This is a genomic window from Streptomyces chlorus (assembly GCF_042655885.1).
Taxonomy (GTDB): Bacteria; Actinomycetota; Actinomycetes; order Streptomycetales; family Streptomycetaceae; genus Streptomyces; species Streptomyces chlorus.
The window spans coordinates 370,528-390,894 of sequence record NZ_JBHSOA010000025.1; the positions used below are offsets into that span (position 1 = coordinate 370,528).

Consider the following 20,367-nt stretch of genomic DNA (forward strand, 5'->3'; position numbering starts at 1 on the left):
CGGGTGCCGGGGGCCATGGTCGTGTCCGGGACCCGCGTCGTTATGTGCAGCCGTGTTATGTACAGCCGTACACATCGCTGTGTACGCTTGTACGCATGGGTTATCTTCTGCTCGCCGGGGCGATCGTCGCGGAGGTGGGCGCCACCACCTCCATGAAGTACAGCGAGGGCTTCAGCAAGCTCTGGCCCTCGCTGCTGACCCTGCTGGGCTACGTGGTCTCCTTCAGCCTGCTCGCCCAGACGCTGCGCACCCTCTCCATCGGCACCGCGTACGCCATCTGGGCCGGGGTGGGCACCGCCGCCATCGCCGCGATCGGCATCCTGTTCATGGGGGAGGGGCTCACCGCGGCCAAGGCCGCCGGCATCGCGCTGATCATCGTGGGCGTGGTTGTGCTCAACCTCGGCGGCGCGCACTGATGGCCCGGCGGTACGACCCCGAGCGGCGCCGGCGGATCATCGAAGCCACGATCCGTGTCGTCGGCAGGAGCGGCATCGCGGGACTCAGTCACCGCAGCGTCGCCGCCGAGGCCGATGTGCCGCTCGGCTCCACGACGTACCACTTCAAGACCCTCGACGAGCTGCTGGTCGCCGCGCTGCGCCAGACGAACGAGGGGTTCGCCAAGGCCGTCGCCTCGCACGGCGGCCTGGAGGACCCGCGCACCGACCTGGCGACCGAGCTCGCCGGGGTGCTCGGTGAGTGGCTCGCGGGCGAGCGCACCGGCGTCGAGCTGGAGTACGAGCTGTACCTGGCAGCCCTGCGCCGCCCCGCCCTGCGCCCCGTCGCCGCCGAGTGGTGCGAGGACGTCACCGAACTCCTGTCCCACCGCACCGACCCGGTCACCGCCCGCGCCCTGGTCGCGCTGATGGACGGCATCTGCCTCCAGGCACTGCTGACCGGAACGCCGTACGACGAGGAGTACGCGCGGGAGATGCTGGGGCGGATCCTGCCAGGGGAATGAAAAGGTGTCAGCCCGCCGCCCCGACCTGCGGTTGTCTCTGCTTCCGGGACGACCCCGCCCGGCACCTGAGACGGCCCGGCGCCGGTTCGCGTCGCCGGGCCCGAGCCGGTTAGGTTGCCCTCATGACCGACTCGACTGCTCAGAGCACCACCGGCGCAGTGGCCGCCGGCCTCGCCACCCTCACCGCCGACGGAACCGTCCTCGACACCTGGTTCCCCGCCCCCGAACTCTCCGACGCGCCCGGCCCGTCCGGCACCGAGCGGCTCTCCGCCGAGCAGGCAGCCGAACTCCTCGGCGCCGGCGCGACCGCGGCGATCGGACCGGACGCGCGCCGGGGCGTCGAAGTGGTCGCGGTCCGTACGGTCATCTCCTCGCTCGATGAGAAGCCGACCGACGCGCACGACGTCTACCTCCGTCTCCACCTGCTCTCGCACCGTCTGGTCAAGCCACACGGCCAGAACCTGGAGGGCATGTTCGGCTTCCTCGCGAACGTCGCCTGGACCTCGCTCGGCCCCGTCGCCGTCGACGACGTGGAGAAGGCGCGGCTCAACGCCCGCGCCGAGGGCCTGCACCTGGCCGTCACCTCCGTCGACAAGTTCCCCCGCATGACGGACTACGTCGTCCCCAAGGGCGTCCGCATCGCCGACGCGGACCGGGTCCGCCTGGGCGCGCACCTCGCCGCGGGCACCACGGTCATGCACGCGGGCTTCGTCAACTTCAACGCGGGCACCCTGGGCACCTCCATGGTCGAGGGCCGCATCTCCGCGGGCGTCGTCGTCGGCGACGGCTCGGACATCGGCGGCGGCGCGTCCACCATGGGCACGCTCTCGGGCGGCGGTAGCGTGATCATCTCCATCGGCGAGCGCTGCCTGATCGGCGCCGAGGCGGGCGTCGGCATCCCGCTCGGCGACGAGTGCGTCGTCGAGGCCGGCCTCTACGTCACCGCGGGCACCCGCGTGACCATGCCCGACGGCGAGGTTGTCAAGGCCCGCGCACTGTCCGGCGCCTCCAACATCCTCTTCCGCCGCAACTCGATCAGCGGCGCGGTCGAGGCCCGCCCGAACAACGCGGTCTGGGGCGGCCTCAACGACGTCCTGCACAGCCACAACTGACCATCGGCGGCCGTGACCCACGGCCGCCCGGCCGCCCGGCCGACCTGCTGCCGAGCTGTCGGTGACGGTCGGCGTCGGTCATCTTCGAGCGCCCTCCCACGGCCCAGGAACGGCCCGGGAGGGCGCTCGCGCGTGAGCACCGAATTCGGCTCTTCCGGCCATTGAGCCGGGCCACCGGGTCCGGCGCGTCAGCCGTTCTCCGCAGGGCTGAGCCGGGAACCGTGGGCCCGCACCCCAAGCATCAGGGCCGAGTCCGCGTGGAGCGTGATGTGCACCGGGGTGAAGGTGGCGGCGTCCACCGGAGACTCCCCGTTGCCGGAACTGCTGGCGTAGCGGGGATGGGCGCCCCCGCTGATCTGCCAGCGTATGCGGTGACCGACGGCGAAGCGGTGGGCGGCGGAACTCATCGGCACGGTGATCCGCGACGGCTCCCGCCCGGTCGTCCGCAGCCGGATCAGCCCGTCGCAGATGTTGACGGAATGGCCCTGTGCGTCCACGTCGCACAGGCGGGTGAAGACGTCGGCATGACCGGTGTCCGTCGAGATGCTCAACCGCGCGGAGACCGGCCCGAGGACGTCCAGGGGCTCGGTCAGCGGGGGGCCGGTGAATGTCAGCACGTCGTCCCGGGCCTCCAGGACGCCGTTGTCGCGAGGGCCGGCGGTACGGGAGAGCAGAGGGCCGCCCAGGGACGGGGTGGGGTCGCCCGGGTCGTAGTGGAAGGACGCAAGTGGCGTGGAGTCCGTGGGATCCTGCCGGGTGAGATGCCCCTGCGCGGTGGGAAACCACTGGCCGCCGACCGTGGCCGGAGGCCAGTCGTCGAGGTCCCGCCAGGTGTTTTCGCCGCCGATGTACACGCGCACTGCGGTGGGACGCAGGCCGGAGGGGTCGGCGCACAGGTGGGCGCGCAGCCAGGAGAGGCTCTCGGCGAACACCTCGGGCCATCCCTGTTGCAGGGCGGAGGTGTGGGTCCAGGGGCCGACGAGCAGGGCGGTCTCGCAGCCGGCCCGACGCAGTCGGTCGTACTGTTCGAAGGTCTGGTCGGCCAGCACGTCGTGCCATCCGGTGATCAGGCCCGTGGGCAGGCTGAGCCGCTCCGCCACCTGGGCCAGCGACGCGCCGCGCCAGTACGCGTCCTCGGCGTCCGGGTGCGTCATGACGTTGTCCAGCCAGGGCACTTCGCCTCCGAGTGCCGGCACGTACGCCCCGCGCAGGGGCCGCGTGGTGGTGGCTTCACGCAGGTGGCGCCGCAGGCGCAGGGTCGCCCTCAGGAACGGTGCCATGCCCTGGTGCTGGTAGGTCATCCCCACCCCGACGGCGAGGGCGTTCTCCAGGCGCAGCGCACCGCGCGTGTGGAACAGGGCGTAGGGGTCGTGCAGGCCCACCTGCACCACCATGGCCTTCAGTTCCGGCGGCGGGTCCAGGGCAAGGGCCCATTGCACGTAGCCCAGGTAACTGGGGCCGACGGTCCCCAGGGTGCCGTCGAACCAGGGCTGCTCGCGCAGCCAGGACACCGTGGCCCGGCCGTCGGCGGCCTCGTTGCGCCACAGGTCGAACGCGCCTCCCGAACCGCCGGTTCCGCGACAGCTCTGCAGGACCACGTGAAAGCCCTGTTCGGCGAAGAGCAGGCCGTACATGGGGGACCACGGCAGGCCCCTGCCGTACGGCGAGCGCACCAGGAGCGTGGGGAAGTCGCCCTCGGCGCGCGGGAAGTAGTGGTCCGTGATCAGCGGGCTGCCGTCGGCGGCCGGCACCACCAGCCCCGGCTCCCACCCGACATCGTGCAGTTTCGCCGGGAGGCGTCGCCACGTCGCCCTCATCATCCGTGAAACCAGTGGAGGTTTCCCGGGAGACCGAGCCCAGGTCAACCTCGACACAGGACCGTGCGTGCGTTCTGTCATCGTCCCCTCCTTATTTCTCGTACGCTGTACGAGAATAGAGGATGTTTGACTGAGGCACGCAAAGGCGGCCGTGATCAAGGAAAGGAGCGTGGAACATGCCCCATGACGGAGGGGCCGACGCTCCGGGCGTCGACCCTCAGCAGCTCTGGCTCAGCTCCGCCCAGCCCCGCAGGGGCCGCAAGCCGGCCTACAGTCGGGAAGCGATCACCGCGGTGGCCGTCGCCCTGGCGGACGCGGAGGGGCTCGGAGCGGTCACCATGCGAAAAGTCGCCGCACAGGTCGGAGCCGGCGTCATGTCGCTCTACAGCTACGCCCCCGACAAGGAGACGCTGCTGAACCTGATGGTCGACCACGTCAGCGGCGAACTGCCGGTCACGGACACGCTCACCGGCGACTGGCGCGCCGACCTGAAGGCCGTCGCCCACCTCCAGCGTGCTCTGATGCTGCGACACCCCTGGCTGCCCGCCGCCCTGTCCACCCACCGCGTCCCCGGACCCAACACCCTGGCCTTCATGGAAGGCGCGCTCACCGCCCTGCGGCCCACCGGACTGGACGGTGCGGCGAAGCTGGAGATCTTCGCCCAACTCACGGCATTCGTGGCCGGGCACGCCGCTCACGAGATCGCGCAGGCCGCAGCCTCGCGGTCGCCCGATCGAGCCGCAGCCGAAGCCCGCTACCTCGCCGCCGTCGCCGCGGACGGCCACCACCCGGAACTCGCCGAAGCCCTTTCCGCCCCCGGACGCCCACTCGCCCCCGAAGCCACCTTCGCCCGGTTCCTCAACCGCCTGATCGACGGCCTCGCCACCGACTGAACCCGGCTGCCCGTCTCGACCGCGAGACTCAGAAGAAGAATGGCTCTCGCGGTGGCCTCGGTCCCGCTTGCGGTGGGCGCCAGGTACACGACCGGGCGGCAGATACGGGTGTCGGACCCCGAGACGCCGGAATGATGATCCGCATGACAGACCCTTGGAACCCGTCTCTTCGATCCGGTGTCTCGTGCCACGGTGATGTCTGCTCATCGTGGTGCGGGTGACCGATGAATCCGGTACGCGGCCGCGGTCTGTCCCCGCGGTGGCCATGCCGATGGGTGGTCACGCCGCACATCACCGTCAGGCGAGTAGCCGATATGCGAGGAGTACCGTGATCATCATTGCCGGGAAGTTGTGGGTGGACGCTGCCGACCGCGGCGCCTATCTGGCCGGATGCTCGAGCATCGTCGAGCAGGCCCGGGCCGCCGTCGGGTGCCTTGATTTCGCTCTGTCGGCCGACTCGATCGAGCCGGGCCGGATCAACGTCTACGAGCGTTGGAAGACCGATGAGGATCTCGCACGCTTCCGTGGCGCGGGCCCGGAATCCGAACAGGTGGCTCAGATCCGCGACGCCGAGGTGAGCAAGTACCGGATCTTTGACGTCGAGGCCCCGTAGGCCATACCCCCACCGGCACGGTCGGAACCGGACGAGGAGCGCGACGGCGGTGACTGCCCCGACCGGAGGGCGTGTTCGGCTTCCTCACGAACGTCGCCCGGGCCTCGCCGGGCCCCGTCGCCGTCTACGACGACGACGGCGACGGCGAGAAGACGCGGCCTAACGCCCGCGCCGAGGGCCCGCACCCGGCCCCCGCCTCAGCGGCTCAGGGCCGTTTCCCGGCGCATGTGGGACAGCTTCTCCGGGTTGCGTACGGCGTAGAGGCCGGTGACGAGGCCGTTGTCGACGCGGACCGTCAGGACGGTGTCGAGTTCGCCGTCGACCCGGAGGAGCAGTGCCGGGCGGCCGTTGACCTGGGCCGACAGGAACGACGAACCGGCGGGGATCCTGCCCAGGCCCGCGGCCAGCAGACGGGCCACCTTGTCCGCCCCGACGATGGGTCGCAGAACGGCCTGCTTCACTCCGCCGCCGTCGCCCAGCAGGACGACGTCCGGTGCCAGGATATCGAGCAGGTTCTGGAGGTCCCCCGTCTCGACCGCCTGACGGAACGCGTCGAGCGCCTTTCGGGAGTCCGCCGACGACACGTGTTCGCGCGGTCGGCGTGCCGCCACATGGCCGCGTGCGCGGTGAGCGATCTGGCGGACCGCGGCCGGTTTCCGGTCGACGGCCTCCGCGATCTCGTCGTACTCCAGGGCGAACACCTCGCGCAGCACGAACACCGCCCGCTCCGTCGGCGTGAGCGTCTCCAGCACCAGCATCATCGCCGTCGAGACGCTGTCGGCCAGTTCGACGTCCTCGGCCACGTCGGGCGTGGTGAGCAGCGGCGCGGGCAGCCAGGAGCCCACGTACGACTCCTTGCGGCGGCCGAGCGTACGCAGCCGGTTCAGGGCCTGGCGCGTGGTGATCCGGACCAGGTACGCCCGCCGGTCCCGCACCGTCCCGAGATCGACCCCCGCCCACCGCAGCCAGGTCTCCTGCAGCACGTCCTCCGCGTCGGCGGCCGAGCCCAGCATCTCGTAGGCGACCGTGAACAGGAGGTTGCGGTGGGCGACGAACGCCTCGGTGGCGGGGTCAGTACGTCCGTCTTCGGCGGGCTGCCCGGCGGTGGCTTCGACCGCGTGCCCGCTCCGTTCGTTCTTCACCCGACACTCCTTCGCTTCCGACTGCGTCACACGAACAGGACACCGGCCACCCCGGCCCTGTGACACCCGCGGGCCATGGCCCTCGTCACACAGCGGCCCTGTCACACGGAGCGGCCGGCCGACATCTCGTGTTCGTCCGATGCAACACCACGAGTGAGGACGACATCATGGATGCCCGATTCGATCTGTTCGCCAACGAGATCGCGCTCAAGTTCGCCAAGCGGTTCGCCGGGGCCGGCCTGGTGATCCAGCAGTCGCCGCTGCCCCGGTCCACGCAGGAGCTGGTGTCGCTGCGCGCCAGCCAGATCAACGGCTGCGGTCACTGCATCGACATGCACACCAAGGAGGCCGCGGCCGCCGGTGAGAGTGCGGTCCGGCTCCACATGGTCGCCGCTTGGCGCGAGGCCACCGTGTTCACCGAGGCCGAGCAGGCCGCCCTTGCCCTTGCCGAGGAGGGCACCCGGCTCGGCGACGCTCACTACGGTGTCTCCGACGAGACCTGGGACCGCGTGCGCAAGCACTACGACGACGACCAGACCGCGGCGCTGGTCGCCCTGGTCGCCCTGATCAACGCGGCCAACCGGCTCGCCGTGATCGTGCACCAGAAGGGAGGTTCGTACGAGTTGGGCATGTTCGCCCACGCGCTCGAATGAGCGGAGAACGCCCCGTGGAAGAGGTACGGGTCAGGCTGGGGTCCGTTCGACCCTGGCCGGCCCGTGCAAGGTTGGGGAGACGGAGGATGCTGCTCATGCCCTGGGAGAGCCGTCGCCCTTGAGCCGGTGGTCCTGCAGGATCGGTCGGCACGATAGCCGACACCGCCCGATCAGCTGGGCGTGCCCGCTCGTTCGAGGAGTGGGACGGTAGCTGCCCACAGGCGGGCTTCCCTGTCATGGCCGTGGGCGACGGGCCGCACCTCGGTCACCTTGTCGCACGTGCCGGACCTCGAGACGCCGGAAGGCTCCACCGGCCAGGACCCGGAGGCCTCCGGATCATCGCCTGGGTCCTGACAATCGGTCGCGATGACCCCGCTCGTATGGAACAGCCCGTCGGGACGGCGTAGGCCACCTCGGCGGCGCGGGGCGGAGTGGTGCCCGAGGCGGGAACTCTGCCGACGGCCCGGGCTCCGGGTCGGAAAGTGACCGGGGGTCCGGGCCGAAGGATTGCGGGCCGATGGGCCGATGGCCGGTGGCCGACTCCGGGTGCCGCCGGGCTCCTGCCGGGAACAGCCCCAGTGATGCTATGGCCCTTGGACCTGGCACTCACATCGATCGCAACTGAAACGCCGGACCCCGGTCACGCACCACCGGGTGCTGGGCGCCCGGCAGGATCCGGAAGGCAGGAGCCGTCGTCTGCCATCAACCGTTCTCTTCTCAGTTCGGCGACATTCAGTGCGTCGGTGAGGCATTCAGTGGTGCGGCGGAGCATGAACCATGACTCGTCCGATGTGAGTTGTGGGCCGTCCAGCATCGCTTTCACGAGTCCCAGCACCACGGTCGCCGACTCGATCAAGTCGTCCTCGATCGCGTCGCAGATGTCCGCGACGATTCCACCCGGCTGGCAGAATCCGGTGCGTCCATCGGTGCTCAGCGGCATACGGCGAAGCTCGGTCATGCCGGCACCCCCGGGACAACGGCTTCGATCACGTTGGCCGGACATGTCGTCCTGGAGGCAGGCAGCGGGCGGGGGACGATGCCCTGTACCGGCAGGGCCTGCGTCCGATGAGCACCATGGGACGGCGGGAAGCACGCAAGAAGCGCGGCGATAAGGTTTCGCACAGCCGAAGCTCCATTTCTTCGGTCAGCCCCTGGACGAGCCCTTGCCCGGCTCGTCCAGGGGTGTTTCTGATTCCAGCTTCACCATATCTGTAGTTATCCACGGTTATCCACGGATGCATGGACAGCTGTGGTCACCCACGCTGACACCATGGAGCTTGACCGTACGCGCCCGCTGTGGCGGCAGATTGCAGCGGAGATCATCCGACGGATTCAGGACGGCACCTATCCGCCGGGAAGTCGTGTGCCGTCCACGCTGGAGATCGCCCAAGAGTTCGGCGTCGTGAACGCGACGGCGGCGAAGGCCATGCGGCACGTGCGGGAAGAGGGCTGGACGCGCGGCGAGGTGGGGTTGGGGACGTTCGTCGTGGATCCACTGCCGGACGGCAACTAGCTTTCGCTGCGGGTGTGTCGGGGAGTTGCGCGAAGCCGTCGTACGGGTACTTGCCTGGGGATCGCCCGTCAGAAATGGGTCGGCGGAAGACTGTCGTCGTGTCGTCGTCCGAGGCACGGTGCAGCCAAGTCCGCCTTGCGGGTACGGGCCGGTGACTTCTGGCCAAGGCGAGCAGGGTCGCCACCGTTGAGCGGGATGGGTGGCAATGATCAGTGCATGAACAAGATCGTGCTGATGTCGGATCCGAAGATCGCGGCGATCCCGGTGGCCGACTGCGGCGAACCACTCGTCGACGTCCGGCTCCAGGAGTCCCTCGTCGTCGACTCTCGCAAGACTGATCAATCAGGGGCGTTCGCGCATCTGCGAGAAGGGGTCCTGATCCGTCTTCTCGAGGCTCAGAAGCTGCTCCCGGATGGTATGCGTCTGCTGTTCATCGAGGGGTACAGGCCGCCCGCGCTGCAGCGCTTCTACTTCGAGCGGTACGCCGACAACCTGCGAGCCGATAATCCGGGCTGGTCGCCGATACGGGTTCGTGAGGCTGCGAGCCGGTACGTGTCGCCACCGGAGATCGCGCCCCACAGCGCCGGCGCCGCGGTAGACCTCACTTTGATCTCCGCCACCGGACGGGAACTCGACATGGGAACTCGGGTGAACGCCAGCCCGGAAGAGAGCGACGGAGCCTGTTACACGGACGCCGACGGCGTCGGATCTGAAGCGCGGGCCAACAGGCGGGTGCTCGGTGACGCACTGACCGCTGCGGGCCTGGTGAACTACCCCACCGAGTGGTGGCACTGGTCCTACGGCGACCGCTACTGGGCCTTCCAGACTGATGCCGGCAGCGCCAGGTATGGGCCGCGGGAACTCCGATGAGCGACGGGCGACGCCCCGATCCACCGTGCCTGGTCGTGCTGTTTCCCTGAACCCGCCGGACGAGTTGATCCGTGCAGGCGCCCCTCAACGTCCTTCGCGCCGTGAGGGGCGGGCCTGCGCCCGTGGTGGCGGTCAGCCTGCCATGAGGGCCTCGTAGAGCGACCTGAGGCCGTCGATCGTCTCGGGGGACGCCGGCCTCAGCGGCGGGCGGACCGGGCCCCCCGGCAGGCCGAGGGTGGTGAGGAGGGCCTTGGCCGTGACCGTGCCGGGCAGGCCGCCGGCCATCATCGCCTCGATGAGGGCGATGGCCCGCTGCTGGAGACCGGCCGCGCGGGCCGTGTCGCCCGCGTCGAAGGCGTCCAGGACGGCGCGCAGGTGGTCCGGGATCACGTTCGCGACCGTACTGACGTACCCGGCGCCGCCGACGGCGTACAGGGCGAGGATGTGCTCGTCGCAGCCCGCGTAGTAGGCGAGCTCCGTGCGGGCGAGGATCTTCTGGGCGGCCAGGAAGTCGTACGAGCAGTCCTTCACCGCCACGATCCGGGGATGCTCGGCGAGCCGCAGCATCGTGTCCGGCTCGATGCGGGTGCCCGTGCGGGCCGGGATGTCGTACAGAGCCAGGGGGAGGTCCGTGGCATCCGCGACCTCGCGGAAGTGCGCCTCGAGCGCGTCCTGCGGCGGGCGGCTGTAGTACGGGGTGGCGACCAGGAGGCCGTCGGCGCCCGCCTTCTCGGCCTCGCGGGCGAGTTCGGTGGTGTGCGCGGTGTCGGCGGTGCCGACGCCCGCGACGATCGAGGCGCGGCCGCCCACCGCCTCCCGCACCGCCGTGACGAGGGCGGACTTCTCGGCGTCCGTCGTGGTCGGGGATTCGCCCGTCGTACCGGACAGCACCAGGCCGTCGCAGTCGTGGCTCACCAGGTGGTCGGCCAGACGCGCGGCGCCGTCCAGGTCCAGGGCGCCGGTGGAGGTGAACGGCGTGACCATGGCGCACAGGGCGCGGCCGAAGGGAGGCGTCGATGGGCTCATGAGGGGCAGTCTCTGCCCGATCGCTGCGTAGCTCCACTTAAATTTCCTACCCGCTATTGATAAGTAGCAGTAACGGGTAGTGCTCAGGATAGGCGCCGCGCGGTCCGGGTACTCGAAAGACCCGACCGAGAGGAGGCGGAACACCGTGACCGCAACCATCGAGCAACCGCCGGTCCGCGACACGCGCAGCCGTGACGCTCACGGCCGTGCCGAATACAGCCGTGACATTCACGGTCACGACGAGCACAGCGTGGGCGAACTCGTCGGACAGGCCACCGAGCAGGTCTCCCGGCTGGTGCGGCAGGAAGTGGCCCTGGCCAAGGTGGAGCTGGCCGAGAAGGGCCGCCGGGCCGGACGCGGCGGCGGCATGCTCGGCGCCGCGGGTGCCTTCGCCTACGCGGGCCTGCTGGCGACGGCCTTCACCGGGGGTGCCGCGCTCTCCCTCGTCCTGTCGGTGTGGGCGGCGGCGCTGATCATCGCGGCCGTGCTGTTCGTGATCGCCGGTGTGCTGGCCGTGCTCGGCCGTGGTCAGCTGCGGCAGGCCACCCCGGCGACGCCGGAGCGGACGCTGGACAGCGTGAAGGCCGACGTGGAGGAGATCAAGGAAAGGGCACACCGATGACGCGGGACGTGAACGGCGTGAACGCGCCTGCGAAGGCGGCGGGTTCCGGGTCCGGGGCCCACATCGAGTCCGGGGCCGAGCAGGGTGCCGCCCACGGGGCCAAGGGACCGGACGAAATGCGGCGGGAGATCGAGCGGACCCGACACGAACTCGGCGACACGGTGGAGCAGTTGGCTGGGAAGATGGACGTCAAGGGAAACGCGCTGGCCCGCGTGGAGGACCTGCGCGACAAGGCCGGGGCGATGACCGTACAACTGCGGAGCAGCGCCACGCAGGCCCGGCTGGCCGGGACGCGGAAGCCGTGGCCGGTGATGATCGCCGGTGGGACGGCGGCCGGTTTGGCGGCGACGGCGGGGATGGCGGTGCTGCGGCGGCGCGGGACCGGGACGCACTGACGGGCGGGCCGGGGAGCACTGCGGACCCGGGCGGGGCAGGGCGGGCAGGGCTGGGCGGGCACGACCGAGGGCCGGCCGGACGGGAGCGTTCGGCCGGCCCTCGGCGCGGATGTGCGCCCTACGGGCGGAAACGCAGGATCTGCGGGTCGTGGTCGCTGATCTGGTCGTGGAACTCGGTGTTGAGGTGCACGCTGTCGTACGTGAACGTCCCGCCGCGGCGGATCGACGGGCTGATCAGGATCTGGTCCAGAACCTGGCTGTTGCCCTGGTAGACGTACGAGTAACGCTCGCTCCGCGGCAGGGTCTTGATCGCCGACCAGAGAGTGCCCCGGCCCTCGAGGATCTTCGTCGTCGTGGAGAACTCGAAGTCGTTGATGTCGCCGAGGACGACGACGTCCGCGTTCTTCTGGGTGGCGAGGATCTTCGCGGTGAAGTCGTGGACCTCCTTCGCCTGGAGGTGGCGCTGCGTCTCCGAGCTGCGGGACGGCGGCTGGTACTGCGACGTCAGGGCCTGGTCGCCGCCCTTGGAGGCGAAGTGGTTGGCGACCACGACGACCGTGCGGCCGCGGAAGACGAACTCGCCGGCCAGCGGCTTGCGACTGTTCTCGAACGCCGCGGCCTTGGGGGCGACCCGGCCGGGGGAGACCGTCAGGGCCGCCTTGCCACGCACCTTGGTGACGCCGGTGGCCGTCGTGGCGTCGCCGCCCGCACGGTCGGTGAAGGAGACCCGCTCCGGGTTGAAGAGGAACACCTGGCGGATGTTGCCGCCCGGCTCGCCGCCGTCGGCCTTGTCGACCGGGTCGATCCCGCGCCAGTCGTAGCGCGGGCCGCCCGCCGCCTCGATCGCGCCGATCAGCTCGGCCACCGTCCGGTCGGCGGCGACCGTGCCGTCGTCGGTGGCGCCGTTGTCGTCCTGGATCTCCTCCAGGGACACGATGTCGGGCGACTTCAGGTTGCCCACGATCGCCTCGGCGTGCGCGGCGAACGTGTCGTCGGACGGGTCCAGGTTCTCCACGTTGTACGTGGCGACCGCCAGCTCGCCGGAGCGCTGCGCGCGCGTCGACTCGCGCCGCAGGTTCCCGCTCTTCAGCGTGCCGAGTTCGCTCGCCACCAGCGTGTAACCGCCGAACTGGTTGAAGTCGAGCGGGCCCGCGGTGGTGCCGGCGAGGGTGTCGCCGACGTTCGCGTCGGGGAAGTCCGAGGCACGGCCCAGGGACTGGATCTGCAGGCGGCCGGTGTTCCGGTCGTCGTAGGAGCCGTAGACCGTGCCGCCGCGGTGGTTGCGGTTCTCCCCCGGCTTCACCGAGACCCAGAGCTCGGTGTACGGGTCGGTGGCGCCGACCACCCTGGTGTCGGAGACCTGGACGTTCATGCCCTCCAGGGACTCGTAGAAGTCCAGGGCGTAGCGGTCGGGGCGCAGCGGCAGGGCGTTGACCGAGCCGTTCGCCGCCGTGTCCCCGGCCGGGGTGTAGGCGGCGGGGACGGACCTGGCGTCGATCCTGATCGGGGCCGGGACCGGGTTGCCGCTGGAGACGACGGTGAACGTGGCACGGGTGATCTCCGTCAGCGCCTGGTTGCCGGAGGAGGTGCCGCCGGGGACGTACTCCGACACCGTGCCGGAGACCGTGACGGCGTCGCCGACGGCGACCCCCTGGGGGGTCGAGCCCGTGTGGACGAAGACGCCCTCACTGGTGGCCGGGTCGGCGTCCGGCGTCGGATCCTGGATCCAGAACCCGCGGGACGAGCCGTAGGTGCGGATGCCGGTGACGATTCCGGCCACATCGGTGACCTGCTGCCCGGCGTACGGAGATGTTCGGGTGTCGCCCTGGATGTCGTGGATGCGCACGGACTCCGCGTGCGCGGGCGAGGTGAGGGTGATCGTGGACGCCGCGCACACGGCGGCGACGGTGAGCGTGGCGAGACGCGCGGACGACTTGCTCGGCAACGGATTCCCTCCGGGAATGTGATGAGTGCCGGGACGATGGTGAGAAACGTGCGACGTGCGGGGACGGCGGCGGGAGCGATCGGGGCTGATGGGGCGTGTGAGGCAGGTAGGGCGAGAGGTGACGCGCGTAGAGAGTGGTGTCGGGTGCGGGCGGCCGCCGTGGGTGACCGCTCGACCCTGCGTGGCCTCCAGCCCTCCCAGGATGCCCTCTGCGAATGGCGTCCGCAGGCGGTTCACGAGGGGCGTGCGGGGCGGCTCCCACGGGTGGCGCCCGTGGGTGGCTTGGGCTCCGGTGAACAACTGTCCGCCGACTTCTACGCGCGTCAATCTCCAGCCCGGCCAGTCCACTTGTCAAGGTTTCGGCCATGTACGGGGGGTGAAGCAGCGGTGAAGTGGGCGGCTTGGGGGGAAATCCGTCTAGGCTGAGCGGTTGAGTCGTCTCCGGCCCAGCTGGACAGATGCCGCCCAGTTGCCTCCGACGTGATCCGCCGGACAGACCCTAGGAGAAACAGCCGATGTCAGACAGCTCCACCCTGCCGCCGGCGCGGCTGCACCCCGAAGCGGAGCTGGCGCGCGAGGCGCTGTCCACGCCGCTGCTGTCCCGGGCAACCCGGCTCGCCCGCTGGGCCGGATCCGAAACGCGGGTCGACGCCGGCGGCGGACTCGTCGACGAACAGTTGCCCGCGGCGGCCGAGGCGCTCGGGCTGAGCGGCGAGGACGCCACCGCCGACGCCAGTGCGGCATGGCGCGTCGCCGTGGACGCCGGGCTCGTCGACGTCGTCGACGAGGAGGAGGAGGGCACCGTCACCGCGGGCGCCGACCTCGCGCTGCTCACCGGCGGCTCGCCGCAGGACGTCCTCACCGTGTGGCTCGCCGCCCTGGAGGCGGTGCTCGCCGACGCGAGCGTGCCCGACCTGGACGGGCTCGTCGACGCCCTCGCCGCCGGGGACGGATCCGGCGTACTCGACCTCTCCTCGGTCGACTGGGACCCCGAGGACGAGGCGGATTTCCTCGACGGGGTCCTCGGCAACCTGTATCTGCTGACCGTGGGCGAGGCGGGGCCCGCCGGTTCGCCGGTGCCGCTGCCCGCGCTGGCCGCCTCCGTGATCGTCCCCGACGACATGCCGGAGCCCACCAACGACGTGCTCCAGGAGGTGTCCGACGCGATGATGCGGCTGGACGACCAGTTCCGCCTGCTGGAGCCGGCCGGACTCGTGGAGTACCAGCCGGTCGACGAGGCGCTGCTGGCCGAGGGCGACGAGGAGCCCGCCCCGCCCCAGGACGACACCGACGTCACCCGCTACGGCGTGGTGCGACTGACCCCGCTCGGCCTGTACGGGCTGCGCGCCCGCCTGCTGGAAGCGGGGTTCGACGCCCCGGCGGTCGGGGACCTCACGGACAAGGGCGCCGACGCGCTGCTCGACCGCACTCCCGCCTTCCCGCCGGCGGCGGCCCACGCGGAGACCGAGCAGTGGCTCGCCCACCGCGAACCCCTCGACGCGGCACGCGAGTTGCTCGCCGCCGCGCGCGGCACCGACGAGAACGCGCCGCTGCGGCGGCTGCAGTGCCAGCAGGCGCTGGCGCTGGTCGGCGTCTCGGCCGAACCCGCCCTGCGCGAGGTACTCGACGACGCCGAACTCGGCGGACTGGCCCGGGTGTGGCTGACCGAGCACGGGGCGACGGACGTACCGCCGCCCTCCGAGGCCATGATCTTCTGGCTGACCATCGACACGGTGGCTGCACAGCTCGCGGCCGAGGGCAACTCCGAGGAGTTGCAGGCCCTGGTGGAGGGCCTGGCCCGCCAGCACAGCGGCTTCTTCGCCACCGCCTGGCGGGTGGAGCACCCGGCCACGGCGGACGTGCTGGAGGCGATGGGCCGGCTGCACCCGGACAAGGTGATCGCCAAGGCCGCACGCAAGGCCGCCTTCAAGGCGCGGTCGCAGCGCGGGAGTTGACGTGCGGCAGGGGATTTGAGCGGACAGTGGACGGCGCACGGCGGGCGGCGGGCGCCTCGCGCCGGTAGTAGAGCGGGGCGCACCGCTGCGACCGGTGGGTGTGGGCGCACCGCTCCGGTCGGTGGGCGGGACGGGCGGCCGCGCGTGGTTCACCGAAGCGGCTGCCGGGATGCCCCGCGGAGTTCAACCGGTGTTCAGGCATGGGCGGAAGCGTGACGGTGAATGAGACCTGATCCGTCACCGTTCCTAGTCAGTGAGCAGGAGTGGGTCCTGGACCCATTCCCGCTCACTGCGGACGCCCCGAACGGTGTTGGGTGTCCTGGTCGCCCGCGTTCGTTCCGTGTCCGGTGGCACGGATCGTGTCCGTGGTCCGGGAACGTGGCGGCGGGTTTCCTCACGCCCGGGGGCATCCGGTCCGGCCTGGACGGTCCGATGCCCGCATCCATCGCTCTGGTGGGTGCGGGGCGGTGCCGTCCGACGCCGGATGGGATACCCCTGGGCGCGTCGTGCGATCGCCACGGCGGCTGCGTCGTGGCGGGTGGTCCTGCGGGTGGTGCTGGTCAGGGGTTTCTGCCAGTGCTGGGCGCCCCACTTCGAGGTGTAGGCCGGGTCCACGGCGACGACGGTGATGCCCATGGCGTCGGCCATCGAGACGAGCCGGGCGCGGAGCCGGCCGGTGGGCATGGCGGAGACCAACTGCCGAAACCGCCTGTTGCGGCCGTGTTTCTCGCGGGTCTTCTCCGCGGCGAAGTCCAGGTCCTCCACCGCGATCGCCCGCACCCCACAGGTGCGGGCCCAGTGCAGGAGCCGGGTCAGGGCGTGGCGGACCTGGGCGTCGCGGTGGTCGGCGGTGCCGGTCAGGTCGTAGAAGAACCGGCGCGGGCTCCCGATCGGGTTGCCGTGCACATCGAGGCGCCAGGCGGCCAGGTGGTCGGCGTTCATGTCCACCCCGATCACCCCGTCGGCCAGCGCCGCCGCCATCGGGACCGTGCGCGTGACGGGTTTCTGCCAGGAGGCGGTCACATACCAGCGCGCGCGGGCCGGGTCGTGGTGGATGCGGTAGGCGACGGCCCGGTTCGCCGCCACCCGGTCGGCCCATTCCTGCCCCCGGTGCGCGAACCGGATCCGGCCGGTGAGGACATACCGGCCGTGCGGAGCGTTCGCCAACTGCTTGAGCGGGGCGGGCAGCCTGATGCTGACCTCACCGTCCGGGCTGATGCGGATGGTCTCGTTCCCGTAGCGTTTCCCGCTCTCCCCGTCCGCCCGCAGGAACCAGCGTGCCGCCTCCCAGCGTTCACGCCACTGGGGCTCGGTGAGCTGTGCGGCGGGCAGCTGGTGCCGCATCCGGGCCAGGCGCCTGCCGCCGCGCACCACGTGCACACGCCCGGCTTCCCAGTCGGCGCGTTCCCGTGCCAGCCGGTCCTCCAGGACGTGCAGGCGGCGGGCCTTGGCATGCCACTCCCGCCGACTGCGATATCCACCCGGGGCCTTCTTCGAACCCTTCGCGCCGAGCGGCAGTGCCAGCCGGTGGCGCAGGGTGCGCACCCCCGATTCCAGGTTCTGGAGGTGGGCGAGCGCGCAGCGGCGGGCCAGCGCCCACTGGTCATGCGTCGCCCTGGTGATCGCGCCCGCCCAGCGGGCCGACGACACAGGGGACAGCTCTCGCTTCCGCGTAGCCCACGCCTCCGCATCATGGGCCAGACCGTCCCGGCAGCGCGCCTTCAGGTCACGGGAGGCCAGCGTGCCCAGATGCGCGCCCACCCGCCGCAGCACCTCCTCGTCGGCGTCGGTGAGCTGCCTGAGCCGGGTACGGACGGCCACCCCCGACGGGCCGGGCACCACAAACGGCGCCGCCAGCATCCGCACTCCTCCGTCCACCCCACACCCCCGCCCCTTCAGCCCGGCCCAGAAAACCCGCTCACCCCACCCAACGAGCACCACCCGCCAAGGTCACACATTCGGCAGACGAACCCCCATTCCCCCCTTCCGGCAGGACAGCACCCACTCTGGCCGTGACCGCGCCCATCTGCGCTCACTCATGCACACCAGAACACACTCGTGCTCAGCCAAACTCCAGCAGCTCCCAACCCCCGGCACGGAACCATTCCGCCGGCCCGGCCCGCGGCTGCCTCCCCCCAGGCCATGCACCGGGCCACCCGGCCGGCCGGGGGACCGTGTCATAGAGGACGCTTCGCCCACACCGGAGTGTTGAGGGAAGGTGCGCATGGCTGTTTGCCGGCCTTTCGAGCGGATCAAAGCCGCCCAGAATCCGGGGCGTTGGTGCCTCCGGAGACAGGGCGGCGGCTCAGGCCGGGGCGCCAGGTGCGGCCGTTGGTCAGCTGGGCACGCAGATCCGGAGCCGGAACGGCAGGCCCCAGTAACGTACTTCGCCTCAACACGGCCGCTCATCCCCAAGTGCTGGGCACAGCAAGCGCAGTTCATGGCCATCTGTTGCCGAGGGACGAGCAGGTCAATCCTCGGCAGGCCGGTCACAGGCCAGCCGCTCATCGTTCACGGTCCGCCAGCAGATCGGCCCACACCCGTTTCCCGCCGTGCACCACTTCGCTGCCCCAGCCGTGGGCGAGGGCTTCGACGAGGAGGAGGCCACGTCCGTGTTCGGCGTCGGCGGACGGGACGGCCGGTGTGGGGCGCGTGCGGGAGGTGTCCGTGACGACGATCCGCGCGGACTCCTCGCCGGTGCGGGTGATGGAGACGCCGACCGTGGCGGCGTCGGTGTGCTCCACCGCGTTGGCGACCAACTCCGTGACGATCTGCTCAGCCGCGTCCACCAGGTGGAGGAGGCCCCACGTTTTCAGGGCCAGCGTTATGTCCCGGCGTGCCTGGGAAGCGGCTTCGAGCTTCGCCGGATAGCGCTCCTGATAGCGCTGTGGTCCTACCGATGCAGCCGTCATCGTCATGGTTCGAGGAAACCGGAAGTGTCTGCTCCTCATCAGGACAGAATCAGGGCAGTTGGCGGCAGTCAACAGGACAGTTTTTCCGGACAGTCCGCGACGGTAGGGCTACGGTAGGTCACGAATGTGCGAGAGGGGGCGCCATGACCAGGCAACGGAACGCCCAGCTTGAGGTGCTGCTCACGGAGTTCGGGTACACGCACGCTCAGTTGGCTGACGAGGTCAACCGGGTTGCCGACGACGAGTTCGGGGAGTCGGCCAACTGCACCGACCGGCACGTGCGGCGACGGATCTCCGGGTATGTCCGCCGGCCGTGGCCGCGCTACCTTCGGCTTCTGGAGCACATCTTCGGTCGGAGCCCTCAGGAGATGGGATTCGTATTGTGCACCCTGACGCCACCACCCTTTGCACCGTCGAAGCCGACACCCGCGAAGGAACAGCGCTCTGTGCACCGCCGCACGTTCATCGCTGCGTCCCTCGCAACCGCGCTCGGTACCGAGCAGACACCGCAGCGAGGCCGCCTCGGCATGTCCGACGTCGACCGTATCCAGACCACCATCACGCGGCTCGATGCACACTTCAACGGGCTCGGCGGGGACGCCCTCGTCGATGTTGCCACCGACTACCTTGCGCGGCTCCAACGAGCCCTTGACCACTGCACGTACGGCGAGCGCGTGGGGCGTGCCCTGACCCGGGCTGTGGCCGACGTCGCCGCATGCGCGGGATGGTCCGCGCATGACTGCGGCGACTACGCTCGTGCGGATCAGTTCCGCAACCAGGCGCTCCAAGCCGCGCTGCTGACGCGTGCCCCGGTCGCCGTAACCCGGGCTTGGTCGGACCTCGCTGCTCAGGCCGAGCATGCCGGGCGCCCCGGCCAGGCTGCGCGGATCAACCGGGCCGCGCTGGCTGAACGGCACCTGCGCGCCCAGCCGCTCATCACAGCACTACTGCACGCCAGACTCGCCGACTGCCTCGCCCAGACCGGAGACACCGCTGGAATGGGCCGCCAACTCGCCGCCGCGGAACGCGCCTATGACCGCGCCGACGACACTGTGACCGCTCCAAGCTGGCTCGCCTTCCTGACCCCGGCGGAACTGACCGGGCTCGGCGCGATCGCCCACCAGAGCGCCGGCCAGTACGCGAGAGCGGAGCAGCAGACCGCCCAGGCCCTCGACCTGCTCGACGTGCGGTTCACCCGTAACCGTTCCTACTACACGGTGCTGCGCGCCGAGCTCCAGCTCGCCCAGGGACACAGGGAGCAGGCCGCGGAGACTGTCTCGCACGTGCCCGTCTCCGGAGTCGCGAGCAGTCGTATTGCCGCCCGCCTGGAGCGGGTGACTGAAGCAGCCCATCATGGGCAGGAAGGACGCCCGTGACCACGCCCGCCCAACTCGCTCTGAGGCATTACGGCCAGGTGGACGCCGCCGCGATCCGTGAGCTTCTCCTCGACGTTCACGACGAGGTGTACGAGGGCAGTGATGACCCGCTCGCCGGGCGGGACGCCTTCGCGAGGTTCGTCGACTCCTGGTCGGCGCGCCCCGGCTTCGCGTGCGTTGTCGCCTACGACGGGGAACAGCCGGTCGGCTACGCCTACGGTGCGCCCCTGTCTCCGACCACGACCTGGTGGGCGAAGGTGACCCCGGCGTTGCCGGAGGGGTTCACGGCGGAGACCGGCACGCGCACGTTCGCCCTGTCCGAACTGATGGTGCGGGAGCCTTGGCGTGGCACCGGCACCTCCCTCCGTATCCATGACGTGCTGCTGGCCTCCCGGGGCGAAGAACGGGTGACACTGCTGGTGCACAAGGCGCACAGCAAGGTACGGGCCCTGTACGAGGGGTGGGCGTACCGGATGGTGGGCGAGGCCGTACCGTTCGAAGGGGCGCCGGAGTTGTGCGTGATGGTGCGCCCCTGAGTCCGGTCTGACCTGCTGTCGGCCCGGCT

General features: G+C 70.6%; 20 protein-coding genes. 13 read left to right on the forward strand and 7 right to left on the reverse strand.

The features are described from left to right. The first annotated feature begins 95 nt into the window (after window positions 1–95). The 3 genes from ACFPZI_RS13250 (at window position 96) to dapD (ending at window position 2,070) form a co-directional block, all read left to right on the forward strand. Window positions 96–416: a DMT family transporter gene (locus ACFPZI_RS13250; RefSeq protein WP_381362595.1), complete on the forward strand. Its 321-nt coding sequence runs from the start codon at window positions 96–98 to the stop codon at window positions 414–416. Further along, window positions 416–958 carry a TetR/AcrR family transcriptional regulator gene (locus tag ACFPZI_RS13255; RefSeq protein ID WP_381362598.1) on the forward strand — a complete coding sequence of 181 codons (543 nt, stop codon included), beginning with the start codon at window positions 416–418 and terminating at the stop codon, window positions 956–958. The genes ACFPZI_RS13250 and ACFPZI_RS13255 overlap by 1 nt, the downstream gene beginning before the upstream one ends. A 122-nt stretch (window positions 959–1,080) precedes the next feature. Continuing rightward, entirely contained in the window at window positions 1,081–2,070 is a 990-nt protein-coding gene (dapD, locus tag ACFPZI_RS13260) for a 2,3,4,5-tetrahydropyridine-2,6-dicarboxylate N-succinyltransferase (RefSeq protein WP_055591705.1), read from the forward strand. Window positions 2,071–2,258: 188 nt separating this feature from the next. Here the strand turns inward: dapD and ACFPZI_RS13265 are convergent, their stop codons facing one another. After that, window positions 2,259–3,887 carry a CocE/NonD family hydrolase gene (locus ACFPZI_RS13265; RefSeq protein WP_381362950.1) on the reverse strand — a complete coding sequence of 543 codons (1,629 nt, stop codon included), beginning with the start codon at window positions 3,885–3,887 and terminating at the stop codon, window positions 2,259–2,261. 176 nt (window positions 3,888–4,063) lie between these two features. On the opposite strand from ACFPZI_RS13265, the gene ACFPZI_RS13270 reads away from it, so the two are divergent. Both ACFPZI_RS13270 and ACFPZI_RS13275 read left to right on the forward strand, forming a co-directional pair. Then, the gene (locus ACFPZI_RS13270; RefSeq protein ID WP_381362601.1) at window positions 4,064–4,780 is read left to right on the forward strand and encodes a TetR/AcrR family transcriptional regulator; all 717 of its coding nucleotides are present in this window, start codon (window positions 4,064–4,066) and stop codon (window positions 4,778–4,780) included. A 328-nt stretch (window positions 4,781–5,108) separates the two neighbouring features. Further along, complete coding sequence (locus tag ACFPZI_RS13275) at window positions 5,109–5,393, forward strand: putative quinol monooxygenase (protein WP_381362604.1); 285 nt, start codon at window positions 5,109–5,111, stop codon at window positions 5,391–5,393. A gap of 197 nt (window positions 5,394–5,590) precedes the next feature. Here ACFPZI_RS13275 and ACFPZI_RS13280 read toward each other — a convergent pair whose 3' ends face one another. Beyond that, a complete protein-coding gene (locus ACFPZI_RS13280; RefSeq protein WP_381362607.1) occupies window positions 5,591–6,535 on the reverse strand; it encodes an RNA polymerase sigma-70 factor in 945 nt (314 codons plus the stop codon). 167 nt (window positions 6,536–6,702) lie between these two features. Between ACFPZI_RS13280 and ACFPZI_RS13285 the strand changes: the two genes are divergently transcribed. Next, a complete protein-coding gene (locus ACFPZI_RS13285) occupies window positions 6,703–7,188 on the forward strand; it encodes a carboxymuconolactone decarboxylase family protein (RefSeq protein ID WP_381362610.1) in 486 nt (161 codons plus the stop codon). Between the two features lie 640 nt (window positions 7,189–7,828). Here the strand turns inward: ACFPZI_RS13285 and ACFPZI_RS13290 are convergent. Then, window positions 7,829–8,146: a hypothetical protein gene (locus tag ACFPZI_RS13290; protein ID WP_381362612.1), complete on the reverse strand. Its 318-nt coding sequence runs from the start codon at window positions 8,144–8,146 to the stop codon at window positions 7,829–7,831. A gap of 312 nt (window positions 8,147–8,458) precedes the next feature. Here ACFPZI_RS13290 and ACFPZI_RS13295 point away from each other — a divergent pair, with 312 nt between their 5' ends. Further along, complete coding sequence (locus tag ACFPZI_RS13295; protein ID WP_381362615.1) at window positions 8,459–8,701, forward strand: GntR family transcriptional regulator; 243 nt, start codon at window positions 8,459–8,461, stop codon at window positions 8,699–8,701. Window positions 8,702–8,917: 216 nt separating this feature from the next. Further along, window positions 8,918–9,571: a M15 family metallopeptidase gene (locus tag ACFPZI_RS13300; RefSeq protein WP_381362617.1), complete on the forward strand. Its 654-nt coding sequence runs from the start codon at window positions 8,918–8,920 to the stop codon at window positions 9,569–9,571. A 132-nt stretch (window positions 9,572–9,703) separates the two neighbouring features. Here ACFPZI_RS13300 and dapA read toward each other — a convergent pair whose 3' ends face one another. After that, window positions 9,704–10,597 carry a 4-hydroxy-tetrahydrodipicolinate synthase gene (gene dapA, locus ACFPZI_RS13305; RefSeq protein ID WP_381362620.1) on the reverse strand — a complete coding sequence of 298 codons (894 nt, stop codon included), beginning with the start codon at window positions 10,595–10,597 and terminating at the stop codon, window positions 9,704–9,706. Between the two features lie 145 nt (window positions 10,598–10,742). On the opposite strand from dapA, the gene ACFPZI_RS13310 reads away from it, so the two are divergent. Then, window positions 10,743–11,219, forward strand: a complete 477-nt coding sequence (locus ACFPZI_RS13310) for a phage holin family protein (RefSeq protein WP_381362623.1) — start codon at window positions 10,743–10,745, stop codon at window positions 11,217–11,219. After that, on the forward strand, window positions 11,216–11,614 hold the full coding sequence (locus ACFPZI_RS13315; protein ID WP_381362625.1) for a DUF3618 domain-containing protein: 399 nt from the start codon (window positions 11,216–11,218) through the stop codon (window positions 11,612–11,614). Before ACFPZI_RS13310 ends, ACFPZI_RS13315 begins: the two co-directional genes overlap by 4 nt. A gap of 118 nt (window positions 11,615–11,732) precedes the next feature. Here the strand turns inward: ACFPZI_RS13315 and ACFPZI_RS13320 are convergent, their stop codons facing one another. Next, a complete protein-coding gene (locus ACFPZI_RS13320; RefSeq protein WP_381362628.1) occupies window positions 11,733–13,559 on the reverse strand; it encodes an endonuclease/exonuclease/phosphatase family protein in 1,827 nt (608 codons plus the stop codon). Window positions 13,560–14,074: 515 nt separating this feature from the next. Between ACFPZI_RS13320 and ACFPZI_RS13325 the strand changes: the two genes are divergently transcribed. Further along, complete coding sequence (locus ACFPZI_RS13325; RefSeq protein WP_381362631.1) at window positions 14,075–15,514, forward strand: hypothetical protein; 1,440 nt, start codon at window positions 14,075–14,077, stop codon at window positions 15,512–15,514. Window positions 15,515–15,760: 246 nt separating this feature from the next. Here ACFPZI_RS13325 and ACFPZI_RS13330 read toward each other — a convergent pair whose 3' ends face one another. Both ACFPZI_RS13330 and ACFPZI_RS13335 read right to left on the reverse strand, forming a co-directional pair. After that, the gene (locus tag ACFPZI_RS13330; RefSeq protein ID WP_381362634.1) at window positions 15,761–17,374 is read right to left on the reverse strand and encodes an IS200/IS605 family accessory protein TnpB-related protein; all 1,614 of its coding nucleotides are present in this window, start codon (window positions 17,372–17,374) and stop codon (window positions 15,761–15,763) included. Window positions 17,375–18,018: 644 nt separating this feature from the next. Continuing rightward, window positions 18,019–18,432: an ATP-binding protein gene (locus ACFPZI_RS13335; RefSeq protein WP_381362636.1), complete on the reverse strand. Its 414-nt coding sequence runs from the start codon at window positions 18,430–18,432 to the stop codon at window positions 18,019–18,021. A 167-nt stretch (window positions 18,433–18,599) separates the two neighbouring features. On the opposite strand from ACFPZI_RS13335, the gene ACFPZI_RS13340 reads away from it, so the two are divergent. Both ACFPZI_RS13340 and ACFPZI_RS13345 read left to right on the forward strand, forming a co-directional pair. Then, window positions 18,600–19,802: a hypothetical protein gene (locus tag ACFPZI_RS13340; protein ID WP_381362638.1), complete on the forward strand. Its 1,203-nt coding sequence runs from the start codon at window positions 18,600–18,602 to the stop codon at window positions 19,800–19,802. After that, window positions 19,799–20,338, forward strand: a complete 540-nt coding sequence (locus ACFPZI_RS13345) for a GNAT family N-acetyltransferase (RefSeq protein WP_381362640.1) — start codon at window positions 19,799–19,801, stop codon at window positions 20,336–20,338. Before ACFPZI_RS13340 ends, ACFPZI_RS13345 begins: the two co-directional genes overlap by 4 nt. The last annotated feature ends 29 nt before the right edge of the window (window positions 20,339–20,367 follow it).